This window comes from Vulcanithermus mediatlanticus (genome assembly GCF_055385885.1).
Map to the genome: position 1 here is coordinate 639,270 of NZ_AP042385.1, position 19,126 is coordinate 658,395.

General features: G+C 64.9%; 22 protein-coding genes and 1 tRNA gene. 17 read left to right on the forward strand and 6 right to left on the reverse strand.

The genetic code is table 11. From position 1 onward, the window contains the following. Positions 1–9: 9 nt before the first annotated feature. From phnC to ACZ5BT_RS04205, 5 genes are all read left to right on the forward strand, one after another. Complete coding sequence (gene phnC, locus ACZ5BT_RS04185; RefSeq protein ID WP_464885363.1) at positions 10–759, forward strand: phosphonate ABC transporter ATP-binding protein; 750 nt, start codon at positions 10–12, stop codon at positions 757–759. After that, on the forward strand, positions 756–2,366 hold the full coding sequence (gene phnE, locus ACZ5BT_RS04190; RefSeq protein WP_464885364.1) for a phosphonate ABC transporter, permease protein PhnE: 1,611 nt from the start codon (positions 756–758) through the stop codon (positions 2,364–2,366). Before phnC ends, phnE begins: the two co-directional genes overlap by 4 nt. 133 nt (positions 2,367–2,499) lie before the next feature. Then, a tRNA-Asn gene (locus ACZ5BT_RS04195) sits at positions 2,500–2,575 on the forward strand. A gap of 168 nt (positions 2,576–2,743) precedes the next feature. Then, complete coding sequence (locus ACZ5BT_RS04200; protein WP_464885365.1) at positions 2,744–4,543, forward strand: GmrSD restriction endonuclease domain-containing protein; 1,800 nt, start codon at positions 2,744–2,746, stop codon at positions 4,541–4,543. Positions 4,544–4,597: 54 nt separating this feature from the next. Then, positions 4,598–5,632 carry a DUF4236 domain-containing protein gene (locus ACZ5BT_RS04205; protein WP_464885366.1) on the forward strand — a complete coding sequence of 345 codons (1,035 nt, stop codon included), beginning with the start codon at positions 4,598–4,600 and terminating at the stop codon, positions 5,630–5,632. 80 nt (positions 5,633–5,712) lie between these two features. On the opposite strand, the gene ACZ5BT_RS04210 is transcribed toward ACZ5BT_RS04205, so the two are convergent. The 3 genes from ACZ5BT_RS04210 to ACZ5BT_RS04220 all read right to left on the reverse strand — a co-directional run bounded on the left by ACZ5BT_RS04210 (position 5,713) and on the right by ACZ5BT_RS04220 (position 6,968). Beyond that, positions 5,713–6,186 (reverse strand): helix-turn-helix domain-containing protein, encoded by a 474-nt coding sequence (locus tag ACZ5BT_RS04210; protein ID WP_464885367.1) that lies wholly within the window; start codon positions 6,184–6,186, stop codon positions 5,713–5,715. 64 nt (positions 6,187–6,250) lie between these two features. Further along, complete coding sequence (locus tag ACZ5BT_RS04215; protein ID WP_464885368.1) at positions 6,251–6,664, reverse strand: type II toxin-antitoxin system HicA family toxin; 414 nt, start codon at positions 6,662–6,664, stop codon at positions 6,251–6,253. Continuing rightward, positions 6,633–6,968 carry a DUF309 domain-containing protein gene (locus ACZ5BT_RS04220; protein ID WP_464885369.1) on the reverse strand — a complete coding sequence of 112 codons (336 nt, stop codon included), beginning with the start codon at positions 6,966–6,968 and terminating at the stop codon, positions 6,633–6,635. Before ACZ5BT_RS04220 ends, ACZ5BT_RS04215 begins: the two co-directional genes overlap by 32 nt. A gap of 38 nt (positions 6,969–7,006) precedes the next feature. Here ACZ5BT_RS04220 and trxA point away from each other — a divergent pair, with 38 nt between their 5' ends. From trxA to ACZ5BT_RS04245, 5 genes are read left to right on the forward strand one after another with little or no spacing between them, the layout of a single operon-like run. After that, entirely contained in the window at positions 7,007–7,336 is a 330-nt protein-coding gene (trxA, locus tag ACZ5BT_RS04225; RefSeq protein ID WP_464885370.1) for a thioredoxin, read from the forward strand. After that, positions 7,333–8,307 (forward strand): phosphate acyltransferase PlsX, encoded by a 975-nt coding sequence (gene plsX, locus ACZ5BT_RS04230; RefSeq protein ID WP_464885371.1) that lies wholly within the window; start codon positions 7,333–7,335, stop codon positions 8,305–8,307. The genes trxA and plsX overlap by 4 nt, the downstream gene beginning before the upstream one ends. Positions 8,308–8,316: 9 nt before the next feature. Further along, positions 8,317–9,426 carry a mechanosensitive ion channel family protein gene (locus ACZ5BT_RS04235; protein ID WP_464885372.1) on the forward strand — a complete coding sequence of 370 codons (1,110 nt, stop codon included), beginning with the start codon at positions 8,317–8,319 and terminating at the stop codon, positions 9,424–9,426. Further along, entirely contained in the window at positions 9,423–10,925 is a 1,503-nt protein-coding gene (locus tag ACZ5BT_RS04240) for a carboxylesterase/lipase family protein (RefSeq protein WP_464885373.1), read from the forward strand. Before ACZ5BT_RS04235 ends, ACZ5BT_RS04240 begins: the two co-directional genes overlap by 4 nt. An 18-nt stretch (positions 10,926–10,943) precedes the next feature. After that, positions 10,944–11,579, forward strand: coding sequence for a DUF5639 domain-containing protein (locus tag ACZ5BT_RS04245; protein ID WP_464885764.1), 636 nt, complete (start codon positions 10,944–10,946; stop codon positions 11,577–11,579). A 102-nt stretch (positions 11,580–11,681) separates the two neighbouring features. Here ACZ5BT_RS04245 and ACZ5BT_RS04250 read toward each other — a convergent pair whose 3' ends face one another. Beyond that, positions 11,682–12,545, reverse strand: a complete 864-nt coding sequence (locus ACZ5BT_RS04250; protein WP_464885374.1) for a diacylglycerol/lipid kinase family protein — start codon at positions 12,543–12,545, stop codon at positions 11,682–11,684. Positions 12,546–12,565: 20 nt separating this feature from the next. Here ACZ5BT_RS04250 and ACZ5BT_RS04255 point away from each other — a divergent pair, with 20 nt between their 5' ends. From ACZ5BT_RS04255 to ACZ5BT_RS04265, 3 genes are all read left to right on the forward strand, one after another. Then, a complete protein-coding gene (locus tag ACZ5BT_RS04255) occupies positions 12,566–13,195 on the forward strand; it encodes a histidine phosphatase family protein (protein ID WP_464885375.1) in 630 nt (209 codons plus the stop codon). A 63-nt stretch (positions 13,196–13,258) separates the two neighbouring features. Next, on the forward strand, positions 13,259–13,879 hold the full coding sequence (locus ACZ5BT_RS04260) for a nitroreductase family protein (RefSeq protein WP_464885376.1): 621 nt from the start codon (positions 13,259–13,261) through the stop codon (positions 13,877–13,879). 113 nt (positions 13,880–13,992) lie between these two features. Continuing rightward, positions 13,993–14,844 carry a GNAT family N-acetyltransferase gene (locus ACZ5BT_RS04265; protein ID WP_464885377.1) on the forward strand — a complete coding sequence of 284 codons (852 nt, stop codon included), beginning with the start codon at positions 13,993–13,995 and terminating at the stop codon, positions 14,842–14,844. Here the strand turns inward: ACZ5BT_RS04265 and ACZ5BT_RS04270 are convergent. Further along, positions 14,789–15,394 carry a hypothetical protein gene (locus ACZ5BT_RS04270; RefSeq protein WP_464885378.1) on the reverse strand — a complete coding sequence of 202 codons (606 nt, stop codon included), beginning with the start codon at positions 15,392–15,394 and terminating at the stop codon, positions 14,789–14,791. The genes ACZ5BT_RS04265 and ACZ5BT_RS04270 overlap by 56 nt on opposite strands. A 50-nt stretch (positions 15,395–15,444) precedes the next feature. On the opposite strand from ACZ5BT_RS04270, the gene ACZ5BT_RS04275 reads away from it, so the two are divergent. The 4 genes from ACZ5BT_RS04275 (at position 15,445) to ACZ5BT_RS04290 (ending at position 18,249) form a co-directional block, all read left to right on the forward strand. Next, positions 15,445–16,332, forward strand: a complete 888-nt coding sequence (locus ACZ5BT_RS04275) for an SIS domain-containing protein (RefSeq protein WP_464885379.1) — start codon at positions 15,445–15,447, stop codon at positions 16,330–16,332. A 183-nt stretch (positions 16,333–16,515) separates the two neighbouring features. Beyond that, a complete protein-coding gene (locus ACZ5BT_RS04280) occupies positions 16,516–17,202 on the forward strand; it encodes an endonuclease V (RefSeq protein WP_464885765.1) in 687 nt (228 codons plus the stop codon). Positions 17,203–17,206: 4 nt separating this feature from the next. Beyond that, complete coding sequence (locus ACZ5BT_RS04285) at positions 17,207–17,836, forward strand: lysophospholipid acyltransferase family protein (RefSeq protein WP_464885380.1); 630 nt, start codon at positions 17,207–17,209, stop codon at positions 17,834–17,836. A 122-nt stretch (positions 17,837–17,958) separates the two neighbouring features. Continuing rightward, positions 17,959–18,249 carry an HU family DNA-binding protein gene (locus tag ACZ5BT_RS04290; protein WP_464885381.1) on the forward strand — a complete coding sequence of 97 codons (291 nt, stop codon included), beginning with the start codon at positions 17,959–17,961 and terminating at the stop codon, positions 18,247–18,249. A 111-nt stretch (positions 18,250–18,360) separates the two neighbouring features. On the opposite strand, the gene ACZ5BT_RS04295 is transcribed toward ACZ5BT_RS04290, so the two are convergent. Beyond that, the gene (locus tag ACZ5BT_RS04295; RefSeq protein WP_464885382.1) at positions 18,361–19,122 is read right to left on the reverse strand and encodes a DUF3800 domain-containing protein; all 762 of its coding nucleotides are present in this window, start codon (positions 19,120–19,122) and stop codon (positions 18,361–18,363) included. Between the last annotated feature and the right edge of the window lie 4 nt (positions 19,123–19,126).

Genomic DNA, 19,126 nt, shown 5'->3' on the forward strand with positions numbered 1-19,126 from the left:
GACATAGCGATGATCGAGGTCGAAGAACTCACAGTCACCTTTCCCAACGGCACGCGGGCCCTGAAAAACGTCAGCGTACGCATCGACGATGGGGAGTTCGTGGCCGTAATCGGCCTTTCCGGCGCGGGAAAGTCCACCTTCTTGCGCACCCTGAACGGACTCGTGCGCCCTTCCTCCGGCTCGGTGCGGGTTGGCGGGGTCGAGGTCTCGGCGCTCAAGGGGCGGGCCCTCTCCCGATTTCGCCGCACCGTGGGCTTCATCTTCCAGCAGTTCAACCTGGTGACCCGGCTCACCGCCATCGAGAACGTCTTGCACGGGCGCCTGGGGTATCTCCCCACCTGGAAGGGTCTGCTCGGGCTCTACTCGGACCACGACCGCAAGCTCGCCGAGACCTACCTCGAACGGGTGGGCCTTGCGGATAAAAAGCACGTACGCGTGGACGCGCTCTCCGGCGGGCAGCAACAGCGGGTGGCCATCGCCCGGGCCATGGCCCAAGAACCCCAGCTGGTGCTGGCGGACGAACCCATGGCCAGTCTCGACCCGCGGCTCTCCGACGTCATCCTCGGCCTGCTCAAGGACTACAACGAAGCCCAGGGCGTGACCGTCCTGGTGAACATCCACGTTCTGGAACTGGCCCGCCGATACGCCCAGCGGGTGCTGGCCTTCAACCAGGGGCGGCTGGTCTTCGACGGCCCCGTGAACGCGCTGACCGACGAGGTCGCGGAAAAGATCTACGCCGGAAGTCTGGAGGCGCTATGAGCTGGCTCTACCCCCTTCTCGGATTCGCGACCGCGGCACTGGTCTCCGTGGCCCGGGGCTCGGCCCGTCGGTTCCTCTACGCCGGTGGGCTCGGGCTTTTTATCGCGTTTTTCACCTTCCCCTTTACCAGCGCCATCGGCTACCTCTCGCGCGAGGCGGTCTACCCCACTCCGGCAGGGCTGATTCCGGCCTGGCCGCCGATCATTTTGCTGCTCGTGGTGGGACTGCTGGCCCTCGTCCCCTGGCCGAGGAAGCTGCACGGCTTCTTCGGAGCCCTGGGAGGCGCTCTGGCGATCGCCTTGGTTTACCTCTGGTCGGCAAGGCCGGTTTTCCTGGCCCGGCTGGAGCCCATTCCCGGCGTGGTCGAGGCCGCGGTAGCGGTGGGGCTCGGTCTCGGGCTCTTCCTCGTTTTGCGGGGGCAGCAAAAGGCGCTGGCCCTGGCGGTGCCCCTGATCGCCGCCGTCGCCACCTTTGCCTTTCTCCAAAGCCCGAGCGGCCAGACCTACTTCCCGCGCATGGTGGGCTACTACAAGCTCCTCGCCCCCGTCCCCGAGCGCGAGGTCCAGGCCCTGATCGAGCGCTACAACGCCGAGCTCGAGGCCCTGAACGCCACCCGCCGGGAAATCGGCCTCAAGGAACTGCCCCCCGTCCGCACCCTCGCCGACCTCCAAAGCGGGGTGCCCAAAGCGCTCTCGGCCCAGGGGCTGCGTCTGGTGAAACCGGCCTCGGCCAGGTACGGCACCATGGCGGTACTCTTCCTGGCCGGGCTCATGCTGGCCTCGGGGCTCTTCCTCATCCGAAACCCCGAGCTCGCGGAGGAAGGTGACCTGAAAAGCGGCGCCATCGCCGCCCTGGTCTTCTCGGTCCTGGTCCCATCGTTCTACGCCACCGAGTTCAACCTGGGACGGCTCGTCGAGGGCTGGCCCTTCTTCGTGAACTTCCTCGACCGCGCCTGGCCACCCAACCTCGCCGACCCCGCGCACAACATCTTCCCCTTGCAGGAAGTGGCGAGCCAGATGGCGCTCACGGTGGAGATCGCGCTGGTGGGCACCTTCCTGGCGGCGATCTTCGCCGTTCCCACCAGCTTCTTCGCCGCCCGAAACCTCACCCGAGGCAGCGCCCTGACCCGGCTCGTCTTCACCCTCATGCGCGCCTTTTACAACATCGACCGCGGGGTGGACACGCTGATTTTGGCCCTGGTCTTCGTGGCCGCGGTGGGGCTTGGGCCGTTTGCCGGCGTCCTGGCCATGGCCATCCACTCGATCGCCGATCTGGGCAAGCTCTACTCGGAGGCCATCGAGAACGTCGAGCGGGGACCGATCGAGGCCCTCGAGGCCGTCGGCGCTTCCGGAACCAACGTGGTGCGCTGGGCGATCCTCCCCCAGGTGCTGCCCCTTTTCGTGGCCTACACCCTCTACCGCTTCGAGATCAACTTCAGGGTCTCGATCGTCCTCGGCTTCGTGGGTGCCGGCGGCATCGGCTTTTTCATCCAAAACGCCATGGCCAGCGGCCAGTACGACCAGATGATCATCGGCATCATCGCCATCGTGCTGGTGGTGAACCTCATCGACTTTGGCTCTTCCTGGCTCCGCAGCCGGCTCGTATAAACACCCCGCCGTGGCCTTCGCCACGGCGGGGCCCCCAAAAAGCAACCGGCCCGCACTTTGGCCCTGCCGCAAGGCGCGGCAGGGCTTGATGCCAAATAGGCCCTTTGCTAAGATTAGCCTGGCTTGGCCGCGATCCGCGGTAGCTCAGCTGGTAGAGCGGTCGGCTGTTAACCGACTGGTCGCAGGTTCGAGTCCTGCCCGCGGAGCCAGGCACCCCCGGCGAAGGCCGGGGGTTTTCTCGGTTGGCCCCAGTCAAGGATCACGCCCCCCATAACTTGCCAAAGTTATGATTATCCCCAAACCGAGAGCTGGCATCACCATTGCCCACTCGAAATGCATTTCGAAAGAAAAACTGGAAGCCAGTCAGGAGGGAAGCGGTGCAAACATTTGACAGTTCAAAAAGACAGCTCAGGGTCGTTTTGGAAGCTACAGCTGATGGCCGTATCCAGCTTCCCGACTTTCAGCGCGGGTGGATATGGGATGATGACCATATTCGTTCCCTGCTCGCCAGCATCGCCCAATCGTTTCCGATCGGCGCGGTGATGCTGCTGGAAAATGGCGGGGAAAACAAATTTCAAACTCGCCCGGTCGAGGGTGTGAGACTCTCACAAGAAAGAGTTCCCGAGGAACTGATCCTCGACGGCCAGCAGCGAATCACCACCCTAACCAGGGTTTTAATGCTCGACACCCCGGTCGATACGCGCACCTCCAAAGGAAAAAAGATCCGCGTCTATTACTACTTCGACATTCAAAAGGCATTAGAAGCCGACGATCCGGAAGAGGCAATCATCACTGTCGACGAGGATAAAAAACTACGCGCCAATTTCGGGCGGGATGTTGTGCTGGACCTGTCCACCATCGAGAAGGAATGCGAGCAGCTCATGTTCCCGTGCAATCGCGTGTTCGACGCCGACGATTGGGAAGAAACGTTGCACGAAGTGAAACCCGAAGCGTACCGCACCTACATGGAGTTCCGCAGAAAGGTGCTCAACGCCTTTCGCACATACGAGCTTCCCATAATCAAGCTATTGAAGAACGCGAGTAAAGAAGCGGTGTGCATGGTCTTCGAAAAGGTCAACACCGGCGGTGTTGCCCTGAGTGTCTTCGAACTGGTTACGGCCTCCTTTGCTGCCGAAGGCTTCAACCTTCGTCAGGACTGGTACGGAGACCCAGAACAGGGAGTGCAGGGTCGTCAGGACCGCCTGGCTGAGCACCGCCTACTGTCGGACGTCGAACCCACCGACTTCCTGCAAGCCGTCTCCCTCCTCTGGAGCCGAGATGAGCGCCGAAAGGACATCGCTCGTGGCAAAACCGGCAAGGCCGTGACACCGGTCAGCGCGAAACGGGCCACAATCTTGAAGCTGCCGCTCTCTGAGTACCGCCTCCGCGCTGGTCGCATCGAAAACGGCTTCAAAGAAGTACACCGCTTCTTGAGCCGCCAGGGATTCTTCCATGAACGGGACGTCCCTTACCGAACCCAGCTCGTCCCACTGGCTGCGGTCATGGCCGACATCGGTGAACGCTGGCTGGAACCCAGGATCTTTGACAAGCTCAGCCGATGGTTTTGGTGTGGCGTTTTTGGTGAACTCTACGGAGGCACGACCGACACCCGAATCGCCAACGATTACGAGGATTTGCTGGCCTGGCTCGAGGACGACGAAAAGGTACCGCGAACCGTACGTGATGCGGTTTTCTCGTCCTCGAGGCTTAAGACCATGCGATCGCGCCTGAGCGCTGCGTATAAAGGCCTGAGCGTGCTGTTGGTTCGAGAGGGCGCACGCGACTTCTTCTGGAAAACATCGATTCGCGATCTTGTTATTGAATCTGATATTGAAGAAACATCGATCGACATCCACCACATTTTTCCCCGAGCCTGGTGCAAGCAACAGGGTATTGATCCGCAGCTCTGTGATTGCATCGTGAACAAAACCATGATTTCAGCCAGAGCCAATCGCATGATCGGCGGCAGGGCTCCGTCCAAATACCTGGCTCAGCTCCAAAGACATGATCAGGTCGGCATCGATGATGAAGAAATGGCGTCGATTCTGGCTTCGCACCACATCGATGCGACCGCTCTACGCAACAATGACTTCAACGCCTTCTTCGCCGCACGTCGAGAGGCACTCCTCAACCTGATCGCGCAAGCAATGGGCAAGGAGATCAACCGGGACAATTGATTCCATCGGGATGATATCACCTTTCTGGTCTACACCAAGGTCTGGAGGATGGGTATGGGTTTCCGCTTTTGGAGACGGATCAGAATCGCCCCGGGCGTGACCCTGAACTTGAGCAAGTCGGGCGCTTCGCTCTCGTTCGGGCCTCGAGGTGCCAAGCTCACCTTTGGTCCAAGGGGTACCCGGGCCACGGCGGGCCTTCCCGGGACCGGCCTTTTCTACACCACCACGCTCGGGGCCAAGCAATCCTCGAAAAGCAAGCGGGGTGGCGGAAGCACCGTTCCCTCAGTTCACCCAAAGGACCGGCTGACCCTCGGCTTTTTCAAACGGCTCGTCACGCCAAGTGATGAGAAAGCGCTGGTGGATGGTTTGCGGGAGCTGGCCCTTGGCAACGAAGCGCTGGCACTCGCACACCTCAGGCAAGCCATCCATCTGGCTGATGGCGCATACCTTGCCGGCTTCCTCTCGCTCAAGAAAGAACGGCTGGAAGAAGCTCGCAGCTTCCTGGAGAGCGCAGCGAAAAAGCCCGACCAGCTCGGCCGTTACTTCGCCAAATACGGTGTTGACGCGCTCATCAGTCTCCCCATCACCGAGGAAGTGTCTGCGCACGTGAGCCCAGACCTGCGGGGCGTGCTGCTCGGTCTGGTCGAGGTCTACCAGCGTCAAAAGCGCTGGGAGGACGCGATCCGCTCCCTGGAGCGGCTCGAGCAGCTCGAACCCGACGACGTCGTGGTCAAGCTCTCCCTCGCTGAGCTCCTCTTCGAAGCCCGGCCCAATGACAGGGCCACCTATCAGAAGATCGTGCGCCTGGCCGAAGGCGTCGAGAACGAATCGCAACTCCACACCGCGCTACTCCTCTACAAAGCCAAGGCCCTGCGGGGCCTCGGGCTCCTTAAGGCCGCGCGCGAGACCCTTACCGGGGCGCTTCGTAGGAAAAAAGGCCGCGACGAAGCGCTCTTACGGGCCCTCCGCTACGAACGGGCCCTGGTCTACGAAGACCTCGGCCAGCACCGGCGGGCGCGGACTGAACTCGAAAAACTCTACGCTGAAGATCCGGACTTTGAGGACGTGGCGGCCCGGCTGGGGCTCTAAATACCCCGCCGTGGAAAAAGCCACGGCGGGGGCCCTTAACAGGTCGCCCCAGGCAAAGACCGGCCCGTAGACCACAGGGATCAGCTCACAAAACGAACATCGAGGTCGCTGTCCAGGGCTTCAGCCACCCGCCGGAGGGTGGCAAGGCTATGGCCGAAGTAAAGGGGGTCGAGGAGTCTGGTCACCGCGGCGGGGGTCACGCCCAGGCGCCGCGCCAACTCACTCCGCTTCAGACCCCGGGCCCGCATCATCTGCTCAATCTCCAGGCTCACCGGGTTGACCGGAGCAGGGCGCAGCCAAACAAGCTCCATGGAGAGACCTGCCTCGGGGGGTGGAGCCTCGGCCGGGGGCTCTGGTAAGGGCCGGCCTTCCACTTCGAGGTGGGCAAGATAGAACGCGAGAGCCTCTTGAAGCGCTCGCAGGGCCTCTTCCCGATGCGCCTTCCCGCCGACGTAGACCGGCGCACCCTCACAATAACCCCCGTAGGTATCTGAGTCCGGATCGTGCTCGATATAGCAGGGGAAGAGAAGATCCCACTCTTTGACTGCCGCCATTTTTCCGCCTCCCTTGGCCTTACGAATCTTTCGCCTTTCGGCCCGCTGGGGGACTGCCCGCGCCTCACCTTCTCAGCGCCTTCTCCGGAATACCCGCATTGCGGAGAATCTTCTTCAGCGTCCCAACTGGCACCACTTCACCGGCGCGTACGGCCACAACCACCTCTTTACCATCGCCATTTCTCCATATCTCGTGGGAACCCTTGCCCCTTTGCTTAATACGCTCAAACCCGTACATGCGCAGAAGCCGCCGGAGTTCACGACCATTGATACGCTTAAGCCTGGGTAATGAGTGACCTCCTCGAGATCTCGCGCAAGCACCAGGTCTCCCACCCTTGCTGTTTGCACCCCGAAGGAATACAACCCCAATCACGCCCCGAAAACAGTTTAACAAAAATGTTAAAGACCCGCTCGGACTGAAAACCCCCGAACTTTGGACCTGACGGTCACCCAGACCGCCACGCCCACGCTTCACCATCGAGCGGGAAGTCCGGCTTGAAGGATGGGTCCATAAGCGCCTGCCTGACCCCGGCGGCCAACGCCTCGGCGTCGAGGTCCGGGACCTTTCGCAAATGCCCGAGGGCCTTCTCGAAAAGCCGCCAGGCGCCGCGGCGGTTGGTCTTGGCCTTGTGCAGCGCAGCGGCGAGCTGGATCACGCCGTGGACGAGCTCGCGCTCAGGGCCCGATAGGCGCATCCAGAGCGGCTCGAGGGCCTCGTGCACCTCCCAGTAAAGGCCCCGCTCCCAGAGTTCCCGGGCCTTTTCCACCTCCGGCCACTCCACGCTTCCAGGCTACCCGAATCGTATAAAGTAGGTCAGGTATGGCGGAGATTCAGACACTGACCGACGACACGTTCGAAGCTGCGATCAAGGATGGCCTCACGCTGGTGGATTTCTGGGCCGAATGGTGCCAGCCCTGCAAGATGATCGCTCCCATCGTCGAGGAGATCGCCAAGACCTACGCCGGCAAGGTCAAGGTGGCCAAGCTCGACGTGGACGAGAATCCCCGCGCGGCCATGCGCTACCGGGTGATGAGCATCCCCACCGTGATCCTGTTCAAAAACGGCGAACCGGTGGAGGTCTGGGTCGGCGCCCAGCCCAAGCGGAACTACCTGGAAAAGCTCGAACGCCACCTGCCCGCCTCGGCATGAAACCGCTCGCCCTCGACGCGATGGGGGGGGACTTTGCGCCCCGGGAAACGGTCGCCGGCGCGCTGCTCGCCGCGAGCGAGGGCGTGCCGGTGGTGCTGGTGGGCGACGAGGCCCGGCTCAAAGAGGAACTCGAGCACCAGGGCGGCACCCTGCCCATCGTCCACGCCCCCGAGTTCATCTCGATGGCGGAGCACGCCACCGAGGTGCGTAAAAAACGCCAAGCCTCGATCGTGGTGGCCACTCGCCTGGTCAAGGAGGGCGAGGCCAGCGCGGTGGTGAGCATGGGGCACACCGGGGCCACCATGGCCTCGGCGCTCTTCGTTTTGGGGCGGGTCCGCGGCATCGAGCGCCCGGCGCTGCTCGCCGAACTGCCGGCTCACACCCCCTCGGGCAAGGTGCACGTCATCGACGCCGGTGCCAACGCCGACGTCAAACCGCGCCAGCTTTTGCAGTTCGCTACCATGGGCTCGGCCTACGCCGAGCACGTCTACGCCATCGAGCGACCGCGGGTGGGCCTGCTCTCGATCGGCGAGGAGCCCACCAAGGGCAACCGTTTGGTCATCGAGGCCCGCGCCCTCCTCGAAAAGAGCGACCTCAACTTCGTGGGCAACGTCGAAGGGCGCGACATCATGAACGGCAAGGCCGACGTGGTCGTTTGCGACGGTTTCGTCGGCAACGTGGTCCTCAAACTCGCCGAGGGCGAGGCCAAGGCCATCTTTCGCTGGCTCAAAGAGGCCCTCGAGCAAAGCACCAAGGCCAAGCTGGGGGCGTTGCTGCTCAAAGACGCGCTCAAACGCCTGGTGGCCCGGCTCGACCCGGCAGAATACGGGGCCATGCCCTTGCTCGGGGTCAAAGGGCCGGTCTTCATCGGCCACGGCGCCTCGGACAAAAAGGCGGTGAAGAACGCACTGCTCCGGGCCGCGGCCATGGCGCGTTCGGATTTCATGGAAGCCCTCGCCGCCAACGCTTAGACTGGTGGCATGGCGAACGAGCTTTTGGGCCTGGCGGGGGCTGGGACCGGCGGCCTCCTGGCCAAGGGGCTCATTGCCCTGGTCGCCGCCTTCCTCGCCTATCACCTGGCCAAAAGCGGCAGCCGGGGCTTTGCCTGGATCGCCGAGCTGACCAAGGACCCCCGGGACGACGTCTTCTGGCGCTGGCTGGGGCGCGCGTGGTGGCTGGTGGTCTTTGTTGGTCTGGTCTCGTTCCTCACCTACCTCTTCAGCATCGCCATCGAGCCCTTCCACACCTGGGGCAGCCTCCTCATCCGCTGGATGGGCTCAAGCGGGCTGGCGGTGCTCTTCATCGCCGTGGGCACCTACGTGGCCTACCGTCTGGTGGGGCTCATGTCGGCCCGGGTCAAGCTCGGCGAGGGGCCGGAATTTATCCGCGAGCAGGTCCGCACCAAGACCCTGATGGGGGTGGTGGAGTCCACGCTCAAGGCGTTGGTCATCACCCTCGGCACCTTGCTCGCGCTCTCGAACATGGGCATCAACGTCGGCGCCCTGGTGGCCGGAGCCGGGATCGCCGGCCTCGCCATCTCCTTCGCCGCGCAAAACCTGGTGCGCGACGTGATCAACGGCTTTTTCATCCTGCTGGAAGACCAATACGGCGTCGGCGACATCATCAAGGTCGGCGACCTGGCCGGCGGCGTCGAGCGCATGAACCTCAGGCTCACCGTGCTGCGGGACCTCGAGGGCCGCGTCCACTTCATCCCCAACGGCCAGATCAACCAGGTCACGGTGATGAGCCGCGACTGGGCCCGGGCCCTCATCGACGTGGGCGTGGCCTACAAGGAAGACGTCGACCGGGCGCTCAAAATCATCGAAGATGAGGCGGAAAAGTTCTACCACGACCCCGAGTGGCGTAATAAGTTCACCGTGGACCCGCCCTTGGTGCTGGGGGTCAACGAGCTCGCCGACAGCGCGGTGGTGATTCGGGTGCTCTTCAACACCAAGGCCAAGGAACAGTGGGGCGTGGGCCGGGAGTTCCGTCGGCGCATTAAAAACCGCCTCGACGCCGAGGGCATCGAAATCCCCTTCCCCCAGCGCACGCTCTGGTTCGGCGACGCGGTCAGGATCGAGCGATCATGAGAAGGCTCCTTCCGGCGCTGCTCTTTTTCTCGCTCGCCCTGGCCCAGGTGTACTGGCCGACGCCCGCCGGGCTCGCCGTCGGCGACGAGGTCGGGGGTGTGGCCCGCTTCCTCGGCATCCCCTACGCCCACGCCGGCCGCTGGGAAAGGCCCCGCCTCGCCACGTGGCCCGCGCGCCTCGAGGCCCGAACCCCCGGCCCCGCCTGCCCCCAGCGGGGTTCGGCCGAGATCCGGCTCGGCGCCTACCTGCCACCGCAAAACGAAGACTGCCTCAACCTCAACGTCTGGATGCCGCTTTCGCCCCCGCCGCCCGGGGGATTCCCGGTGATGGTCTTCATCCACGGCGGCAGCTTCACCGGCGGCGGCGGGGCGGTGCCCATCTACGACGGACGCGCCCTGGCCCGGCGCGGCGTGGTGGTGGTCACCATCAACTACCGGCTCGGGCCCTTCGGTTTCCTGGCCCTGCCGGGCCTGGCCGCCGAAGACCCCGACCGCTCCACCGGCAACTACGGCCTTTTGGACCAGATCGCGGCCCTGCGCTGGGTCCACAAGAACATCGGCGTCTTTCGCGGGAACCCCGAGCGCGTCACCGTCTTTGGTGAGTCGGCGGGGGCGATGTCGGTCTGCGCCCTGCTCACCAGCCCCCTGGCCCGGCGCCTTTTCCAAAGGGCGATCCTCGAGTCGGGCGGATGCGACCAGGCGCGAAGCCTCGAGGATGGCTACCGCGTGGCCGAAGCGATTGGAAAACGGCTCGGCTGCGGCCTCGAGGACACCGCCTGCTGGCGGCGCTTACCGGTGGAAGCGCTGCTTTCGCTCCTCGACGGCGTCGACGCCCTGGCCGATTTCCAAAAAGAGCCCTATAAGCCCCACATCGACGGCTACGTGCTGGACCAGGACCCCGAAGCCGCCCTCCGCCAGGGGCGGGCGAGGGATATCCCCCTCATCGCCGGGGCCAACGCCGACGAATACAAGCTCAATTTCGGCCTCTACGGGCTCGGCCCCCGCAGCTGGCCGGCGTTTGAAGCCCTGGTGAAGACCCGGACCAAAGAAGACCCCGCCGCGGTACGCCGGAGCTACCAGCGACGGTTCACCGATCCCCTCGAGGCCTTCTACGCCTTCGAAACCGAGCGGGTCCTGCTCTGCCCCACCTACCGCGCCGCCCGGCTGCACCGGGGCCCGACCTACGCCTACCTCTTCACCTACCGATCGGAAACCCTCGGCTTCGCCGGGGCCTTCCACGGGCTCGAGCTGCCCTTCGTCTTCGGAACCTACCGGGTCTGGCCCTTCACCATCGCCTTCGCCAGCGCCCGCGACCTCGAGCGGGCACAGGCGCTGGGCGAGGTGATGGCCGACCTCTGGACCCGATTCGCCAAGGGCGAGCCGCTGCGGGCCGGCTATGCGCCCTGGCCCCGGTACGAAGCGGGCTGGGTTCTTCGCTTCGGCGACCGGGTGGGCTGGACCGAAGACCCCTACCGCTCACGCTGCGAGCGCTTCCGATAGACTGGAGCCGTGCCGGTATTGGAGCTGGCGAGCGACGACCAGTACCTGGTGGCCACCGGGGACACGCCGCTGCTCGAAATCTGGGACGCCCTGCCCCAGGGGCTCGTGCCCCCATTTCCCCCGGTCGAGCTGCCGGGCGGTCTCGGCGAACTCGTGGCCCGCGGCGGATTTGGCCAGAATTTCTTCTTCCCCTCCGAGATCTTGGGGCTCACCTACCGCACCCCCCGCGGCCGCCTGATCCGAGCCGGGGGCCGGGTCATCAAGAACGTCCAGGGGTATGACCTGGTGCGGCCCTTCGTAGGCAGTTTCGGCCTCCTCGGGACCGCCCTCGAGGTCACCCTTCGCCTGCGGCCGGCCCGGGCGCAAGGGTTCTTTCAAAAGCGCACGCCGCTTCCCAAAGAACTCCCCGGCGTGGTGCGCTTTGCCTGGCAGGAAAACGACACCACCTACGTCTATCTCGTCGGACATCCCAAAACCTTCGCCGCCTTTGCCGACTGGGCCCCGATCGAGCCACCCCTCGACTACCGGCCGCTGTTTCCGGATGGCATGGGCGTCGGCGAGGGACCGCTGCGTGATCTGCGGTTCACCTGGGCCAGCGGCGGAAAGCCGCCAACCCCCCCCGAACCCTTCGTTCGCACCTTTCGCGACTTCTAGGCCAAACGGCGACGGCAAAGCGAGGGCCCTCGAGCTTTTCTGGGCGATTGGCCGCCGCTTTCGTTTTCCCGGCCCACCGTGGCGAACGCCGCGACGGGGCGGTCACACCGCGACCTGAAGACCACCCGGCAAAAGCCGAACCTCGTAGACCTCGCGGGGGGTGAGCACCTCGCCGTCGGCGTGGGCCGGGGTCGGTCGGTCGAAGCGAACGGTGAAGGCCGGGGCCTGGAAGTGCGTGACCCGGGGGTGGTTGATGTGGGTGCCCCGCATCAGCCTTGGCAAAATCCCCACCACCCCGAGCCGGGAAAAGCGGCCGGCGACGATGGCTTCGAGCTGCCCGTCGGCGGGGTCGGCCATGGGGGCGATGGGAAACCCGCCCCCGTAGGTGGGCCCGTTCATCACCGCGGCGAGCAGCGCGGGGCCCTCGAAGAGAACTTCCCCGCCGGCCTCGAGCCGGAGCACGGGCAGCTCAAGGCCCTGGAGTTCCAAAAAGAGCGCGTAGAGGTAGCGGGGCATGCCGCGCAGGAAACGGGGGGCGGAAAGCGCCCGCCGGGCCACGCCGGCGTCGAAGCCGAGCCCCAGGCTGGCCCCGAAGGGTTCGCCGTTGACCAATCCGAGGTCGACGCGCCTGGGCGGTGCGTTGAGGGCCTGCTCGAGGGCGGCCTCGAGGCCCAGCTTTGGAAGCCCGAGCATGCGGGCGAAATCGTTTCCGCTTCCCACCGGCACCACCCCGAAGATCTGTTCCTGGCGCAGCCCTTTGAGCGCCTCGTGGACGGTGCCGTCGCCCCCGACGGCCACGATCCGTTCTTCGGGCGCTTCCCGAACCAGCGCCTCGGCGTGCCCGGGCTCCCGGGTGAGCACCAGCCTTGCCCCGGGCGCATGCGTCCTGAGCCAGGCTTCGATTCGAGGAAAGAGCCGACCGACGCGCCCCCGACCGGCCGCCGGGTTGACGACAACGAGTGGCATACAGCGGGTATTTTACCGGTATGGGCATGCTGGGGCATTTCCTCAAAGGGCCGAAGGCCAAGACCACCCTGCTCCTTACCCGCGCCGGGCCGGTGGAAAACCCGGCCGGGGTACTCTACAGCCACCCCGGGCTCGACCTCGAAGAGGCAGGCCGAGACGCCATGCGCGCACTGGCGGAAAAGGCCCGCGCCTTCCAGCCGGCGGCCGTCTACGCCGCCGACAGCCGGGCCGAGGCCGAGGCCGCCGGCATCGTCGCCGAAGCGCTCGGCATCCCCCACGCGCTCTACCCCGAGCTCCGCGAGCGCCACTGGGGGGCGTGGGAGGGTCTTCGTTTTGAAGAGGTGCGGGCGCGCTGGCCCGAGGCCATCGATGCGTGGACCGCCTGCGAGGCCGGCTTCGCCCCGCCGGGGGGCGAGAGCGTGGCCCAGGTCTGGCTCCGCAGCCAGCCGCTGCTTCGCCAGTTGCTCGCCCAGCACCGGGGGCAGGCCTTCCTGGTCATCGGCAACTGCACCGTGAACCGCGCCGCCCTCGGTCTCGCCCTCCCCTTTTTGCCCATGGACGAGGGGCTCCGCCTGGAGCAGGACGAGGCGAGGCTCACGGTCCTCGAGTTCTATGATGATGCGGGCCTGCTCAAGGCGCTCAATCTGTAACCTTTGCCCCGAATTGTTCATTTTCCAACACCCAGACCCGGGGCCAGTGGGTAGGGTAGGCCCATGAGCACCGAAACCGCTTCGCTCCTCGACGTCCGCAGCGCGGTTTTGACCCGCCGATCGATTCGCAAGTACAAAAAGGACCCGATCCCCGAAGACACGCTCCGCGAGATGCTCTCGCTGGCGCAAAAGGCTCCTTCCGCCTGGAACCTCCAGCCCTGGCGCATCGTCGTCGTTCGCGACCAGGCGACGAAGGAAGCGCTCAAGGAGGCCTCGTTCGGCCAGGCCCACGTGGCCGAGGCGCCGGTGGTTCTGGTGATCTACAGCGACATGCAGGACACCCTCAAAAACCTCGATGCGGTAATCCACCCCGGCGTCCAGGGGGAGCGGCGCGAGGCGCAAAAAGCGGGCATCCTCAAGGCCTTCGAGGCAAAGCCCAGCGAGGCCCTCGAGGCCTGGGGCGCGGGGCAGACCTACATCTACCTCGGCTTTTTGATGCTGATCGTACGCGCCTACGGCTACGACAGCGTGCCCATGCTGGGCTTTGACCCCGGACAGGTGAAGGCCATCCTCGACCTACCCCGGCACGTGGCGATTCCCGCCCTGTTGCCCATCGGCCTTCGCGACGAGGAAGGCTTTCCCCACCACCGCCTGCCGATCGAGCACGTGATCCGCTGGCACTAAGAAACGACGGGCGCTCGTTTGCTTTTTTTCGAGGCCCTGCCGTGGCTTTCGCCGCGGCGGGGTCCATCAAGCCCTGAAAGCGGCCGGAGGAAGCCCGCGGTACAATGCGGGTAATGATCCGGCCGATTTCCCCCACTGACCTGCCGGCGCTGGTCGAGCTCCTCCGCTGGATGGACGCCGACCCGGCCCGGCGCGCCCTGGCGCCGGAGGGCCGGACGATCGAGGATCTGGCCTTCGAGGTCGAGGAGGGCTGGGTCGAATACCAGGGGGACCGGCTTTCGGGGTTTGCCGCCTTGGTGCCGTTCTGGCGGGGCGCGGCGATCGAAGGACCGGTCAGCCGGGGCGATCCCGCCGGCCTGCTCAAGGCCGCCGAAGCGGCGGCTACCGAGCGCGGCGTGCCCACCCTCTATGCCTTCCCCACCGAGGAAAACGCCACCTTGCGCGCGGCCCTCGAGGCCGCGGGGTTCGGCCCGGTTCACACCACCTACTTCTACATCACCGAGCCACGGGAACTCCCCTTCCCCGTACCCGAGGGGGTGACCATCGAGGAGGTCTTCGCCCTGGACCCGGAAGAATACCGCACCGTTTACAAGGAGAGCGACGAGGGCTGGAGCCTGCGCTTGGCCTGGAGCGACCTCGAGCTCCTCGAACACTTCGCCGAGCCGGACTGCCGGCTGTGGTTCGCCTACCAAAACGGCGAACCGGTGGGGATGGTCGAGGTCGAGACCCTCGAGGACGCCGCCGAGGTCGCCTACCTGGGGGTGATCCCCAAGGCCCGGGGCCAGGGGATCGGGCAAGCGCTGCTCGCGGTCGCATCCAAAGCGGCCCTCGAGAGCGGAGCGCGCTGGCTCCGGGTCCGGGCCCACGACCACGAAAAGGAAGCCCGCCGGCTCTATGAGCGGCTGGGGTTTAGCCCCCTCGAGGCCGTCGTGACCTACGCCAAAGAAACCCAAGCCCCAAAATGACCAAAACCACCGCCGCCCGTTCCGGGTACCACACCCGGTAGCGGAGCCGCAGGTCGAAACGCTCCCCGAGCGTCCCCTCCCACACCTGGGCCCGTCCGAGCCGCTTGGTGGCATTGCTCTCGATGGGCAAAAACGGCGCCTCGACCACGAAGCGAAAGGGAAAACCGGAAAAGACCTGGGGAATGCCCGCCACCCGGGCGGGGATGAGCCGGCCCGTAAGGCCGTAGTCCTCGAAGAACACGTAGCTCACCCGGTAGAAGGTGAGCCCGGAGGCGTCGCGAAAGGCCACCCGGCCCGGGAGCCACCCCGTCCACCGGTCCCACCCGGCGGCCTTATAAATCCTTTGGGCCTCGATCGAAGCCGGACCCAGGTCCACCTTAAATCCGAGCCTGGCCAGCCTCCGGGAAAGCTCGTCCGCGACCCCGGTCACCCCCTGGCCGCTGAGCTTCAGGGTGAGATCGACGCGGCCGTCCTGGTGCCAGACCAACCGGGCCTCACTCTCCAGGCACGAGGCGAGCAAAAAGGGCAAAAGGAGCCACAGCCAGCGCATGCACGCCCAGCTTACCGGGAGAATCCGGGCCTGGCGTAAGATGGAAGGCGATGCCCGACCTTGACCGGCTTGAAACCTACCGCAACGACCCCTCCAAGCTGGGCCAGGCCTTGAGCCAGCTGCCCGCGAGCTTCCCCAGGCCCCAGGAAACCTACGCCGCGCCGTTCGGCGTGGTGGGGTTTGGCGAAGGGTGGTGGCCGGCCGAGCTCCTCTCCCAGCGGATCCCGGCCACCCTGGCCCAGGGCACGACCTTCGTCCTGGCCGGGGGGTTCGGACTCGGCCGGCTCCAGGGGCTGATCGCCGCCGCCCGGGAAGCGAGCGGCCGGGTGGTGATCGCGGGGCCGGGAGAGGCGGCCGAGGTCAAGATCGACTTCCACCCCCTCTCGCCGTACCGCTACCTCAGGTTCGTCCTCGAGGCCAGCGGCGAATCCGCGCTCGGAGCGGAGATCGACGCCGCCCTCGAGGCCGAGTGCGAGCGCGCCGAGCCCAACGTCGCCACCACGGAAAACCCGGCCAAGCTCCTGGCCTGGACCCTGCTCGAACGGACGCCGATCTGGGTGGTCTCCGAGCGCTACCCCATGCTGGCCCCGGCGCTGCAGCAGCTCTTTGCCCGGATCGGCAAGAGCCTCTCCATCGCCCCGCCACCGAGCGCGCTGGAGTTTTTCATCAGCGCCCTCGAGGCCAGGCACGAACAGGGCGACCCCTTGCTGGCGGTAGTCATCGGCGAGGACGAGGCCACCGATCTGGCGCTTGAGGTGTTGGAGACCCGGGTCGCGGGCATCGAGCGGCTCACCCCGCCAAAGGCCCAGGGCGCGATCCCGGAGGCCGTCGCCTACTGGTACCGGATGGCCTGGGTGAGCTACTACCTGGCGCTCCTCTACGGGACCGACCCCGGCGACCACGAGGTGATGACCCGGCTACGGGAAGCGGCGCAGTGATCCCCAAAGGGGCCCTGGGCAAAAAACTCGCCGATCCGGCCGACAAAAGCAGCCGGCGAATCTGCGCCGCCGACGCCTGGGGCGCACTCGGCGCCGGGCGCTGAGGCTCGCTTGGGGCCAAGGGCTTAAGGTGGAAGCGTGGTGCCATTTCCCAAGCCCGATTCCCTCGAGGCCGCCCGGCAAATGCAAGAAGCGCTCCGCGAGCGGGTCATCCTGCGGGGCGACGCGACCAAGGTGCGGCGCATCGCCGCCCTGGACGCCTCGGCGAAAAAGGGCGAGGGGCTCTTTGCGGTGGCGGTGCTCTGGGACAGCGACTCGAACCGCGTCCTCGCCGCCGCCAGCGCCCACGTGGCTGAAGAAGACCTCTTCCCCTACGTTCCCGGGTTCCTCTCCTTCCGGGAGGCCGATGCCTACCTCAGGGCGCTCTCGGCCCTGCCCGAAGCCCCCGAGGGCCTCCTGGTCGACGGCCAGGGCATCGCCCACCCCCGGGGCCTCGGCATCGCCGCCCACCTCGGGGTCCACCTCAACCTGCCCGCGGTCGGCGTGGCCAAGCGCCGCCTCTACGGCAGGGAGACGGGGACGCTCGCCGATGAGGCCGGATCGGCGGTGCCGCTCTGCGGTCCCTCGCGTGCCCTGGGCGTCCCCTGCCCGGACTGCCCCGGGGTGCAGATCGGCTGGGTCTACCGCTCGCGGAGCGGGGTCAAGCCGGTCTACGTCTCCCCTGGCCACCGCGTGGGCATGGCGGAAGCGCTCTTTTGGCTCCGGTCGCTGCCCACCAAAACCAAGCTCCCCGAACCCCTGCGCTGGGCCCACCGGCTGGCGGGCCGGGCCCGGAAGGAAAACATCACCGGGCTTCTTCCGCTAGAGTAAAAACGTGACGCCCCGACCCACGCTGACCTACCGCGTCGCCCACGCAATCGTGGGCCTGACCATCAAACCCATCTTTCGACTCCGCGCCGAGGGCCAGCAGCATATCCCCAAGGATGGGCCGGTGCTGATCGCCTCCAACCACCTCTCGGTCCTGGATCCCATCGTGATCGCCTACGGCGTCCCCCGCCCGGTGGCCTACGTGGCCAAAGCCGAACTCTTCCGACTGCCCGTACTCTCCTTCATCCTGCCCCGGCTGTTTGCCATTCCCCTCGAGCGCGGCGCCGGCGACCTCTCGGCGGTGAAGGCCGCGATCCGTGCCCTGAAGCAGGGGCTGGCCTTTGGCATCTTCCCTGAAGGCACCCGGTCCCGGGATGGCAAGCTGCAGCCGTTTAAAACCGGCGCCGCGGCCATTGCGATCCGCACCGGCGCCAAGGTGGTGCCGGCCGCGGTCATCGGCACCGACAAGGCCTGGCCGGTGGGCAAGGGACCGAAGCCCTTCCGGCCGATCACCGTCCGCTACGGGCCGCCGCTGGATTTCAGCGACCAGAAGCTCGACAAGAAAAGCCTGCAGGCGGCGACCGAGCGCCTGCAGGCGGCGGTGGCCTCGCTTTTACCTGAGGAATACCTTGGATAGGATTTCTATTCCGATCCCCAGAAGGCTACGAAGGGTAAAGAATCCCGTCACAGAGCTTGCGAGAGGGCAAAAGCTGTGCTATAGTCCCATGAGAAGGGCATTTTTAAGGAGGTGATGGAGTTATGGCGAAAAAGACGGTAACCAAAGCCGACCTGGTCAGCCACGTCGCCGACGTCACGGGTCTCAAGAAAAAGGACGTCAAGGCCTGCGTGGACGCCTTCCTCAACGAAATCGCCGAGATGCTGGACCGCGACTACAAGGTGCAGCTCACGGGCTTTGGCACCTTCGAAGTCCGTAAGCGCAAAGCGCGCGTGGGCGTGAAGCCCGGGACCACCGAGAAGATCAAGATCCCCGCCAGCAAGTACCCGGCCTTCAAGCCCGGCAAGGCGCTCAAGGAAAAGGTCAAGCAGTAAGGGCTCACATTTCTCATGCCCAAAAGAAGCTAAGCTGAATATGTAGGGACTGGAGTAACCGGTCGGCAAGCTGCCGCGTAAAAACGCGGCAGCTTGCTTTGGGAAACCAAGCTATGTCAGTTGCTGAGTTTTTGGGAAGATCTTTAAACCGTAGCCAATGACCTGACCTTGAGGCCCCCTTCTCAACTTTGAGTCAATGACCTCAAACGCCCGGTTCGTTTGATCGGGGTGCAAATATCTGAGGCCTATAGGCCGCGCGACAAGATCCGCTAACTGTAAACCCGCGATATTTTCCAACTTGGAGTGGAAATGAAGACGCATCTTGGCCAGCGTGACTCTCGCACCGTACCGCAACTCCAGGCTTAAAGGATCCCTTCCGCTCCGCAGGGCACGGAAAACGCGTAGGAGCTCTCTATCTTCCTTTTTGCCTCGGCCTTCGATAAACATCGGCAATTCCAGACCGTGATATAAACCGACTTCCATCGCTACACGCTCCATGATGAAGCCAAGGGCGATTTCATATGGGTTTCGCGGGGTATCGTAGGCTTGCACCAAGCGCCGCTTGTCAATGACGGCAGCGATCACTTTGAAGTCGAGGCCATCGATGAGCTTGGTAAGGTCGACGATAAAACGGCTGTAAACAACATCTTCAAGGTTATCGAAGGGCTTCTCCCGTCTTCGAATCTCTCGCTCATGGAAAATAATCGCCTCGGTACCAAAATAGGTCCTCTTTAAAAACGAAAAGCCGCTTTCCAGCTTCCGCCGACCTCCTGTATCCAGAACCACCGCAGCCAACACAAAGATGGGATAGTTGATGTCGAAATTATTGAGACCATGGTCACCACTTTCATCCATGTAAACGTACCATCCCACGCAC

Bases quoted from the DNA above. Each gene is read 5' to 3' on its own strand.
- ACZ5BT_RS04240 (WP_464885373.1), top strand. From the start codon at position 9,423: ATGAGAAGGCTCCTTCCGGCGCTGCTCTTTTTCTCGCTCGCCCTGGCC.
- phnC (WP_464885363.1), top strand. From the start codon at position 10: ATGATCGAGGTCGAAGAACTCACAGTCACCTTTCCCAACGGCACGCGG.
- phnE (WP_464885364.1), top strand. From the start codon at position 756: ATGAGCTGGCTCTACCCCCTTCTCGGATTCGCGACCGCGGCACTGGTC.
- ACZ5BT_RS04250 (WP_464885374.1), bottom strand. From the start codon at position 12,545: ATGCCACTCGTTGTCGTCAACCCGGCGGCCGGTCGGGGGCGCGTCGGT.
- ACZ5BT_RS04260 (WP_464885376.1), top strand. From the start codon at position 13,259: ATGAGCACCGAAACCGCTTCGCTCCTCGACGTCCGCAGCGCGGTTTTG.
- ACZ5BT_RS04265 (WP_464885377.1), top strand. From the start codon at position 13,993: ATGATCCGGCCGATTTCCCCCACTGACCTGCCGGCGCTGGTCGAGCTC.
- ACZ5BT_RS04215 (WP_464885368.1), bottom strand. From the start codon at position 6,664: ATGGTGAAGCGTGGGCGTGGCGGTCTGGGTGACCGTCAGGTCCAAAGT.
- ACZ5BT_RS04270 (WP_464885378.1), bottom strand. From the start codon at position 15,394: ATGCGCTGGCTGTGGCTCCTTTTGCCCTTTTTGCTCGCCTCGTGCCTG.
- ACZ5BT_RS04280 (WP_464885765.1), top strand. From the start codon at position 16,516: ATGCAAGAAGCGCTCCGCGAGCGGGTCATCCTGCGGGGCGACGCGACC.
- ACZ5BT_RS04210 (WP_464885367.1), bottom strand. From the start codon at position 6,186: ATGGCGGCAGTCAAAGAGTGGGATCTTCTCTTCCCCTGCTATATCGAG.
- plsX (WP_464885371.1), top strand. From the start codon at position 7,333: ATGAAACCGCTCGCCCTCGACGCGATGGGGGGGGACTTTGCGCCCCGG.
- ACZ5BT_RS04290 (WP_464885381.1), top strand. From the start codon at position 17,959: ATGGCGAAAAAGACGGTAACCAAAGCCGACCTGGTCAGCCACGTCGCC.
- ACZ5BT_RS04205 (WP_464885366.1), top strand. From the start codon at position 4,598: ATGGGTTTCCGCTTTTGGAGACGGATCAGAATCGCCCCGGGCGTGACC.
- ACZ5BT_RS04235 (WP_464885372.1), top strand. From the start codon at position 8,317: ATGGCGAACGAGCTTTTGGGCCTGGCGGGGGCTGGGACCGGCGGCCTC.
- ACZ5BT_RS04275 (WP_464885379.1), top strand. From the start codon at position 15,445: ATGCCCGACCTTGACCGGCTTGAAACCTACCGCAACGACCCCTCCAAG.
- ACZ5BT_RS04255 (WP_464885375.1), top strand. From the start codon at position 12,566: ATGGGCATGCTGGGGCATTTCCTCAAAGGGCCGAAGGCCAAGACCACC.
- trxA (WP_464885370.1), top strand. From the start codon at position 7,007: ATGGCGGAGATTCAGACACTGACCGACGACACGTTCGAAGCTGCGATC.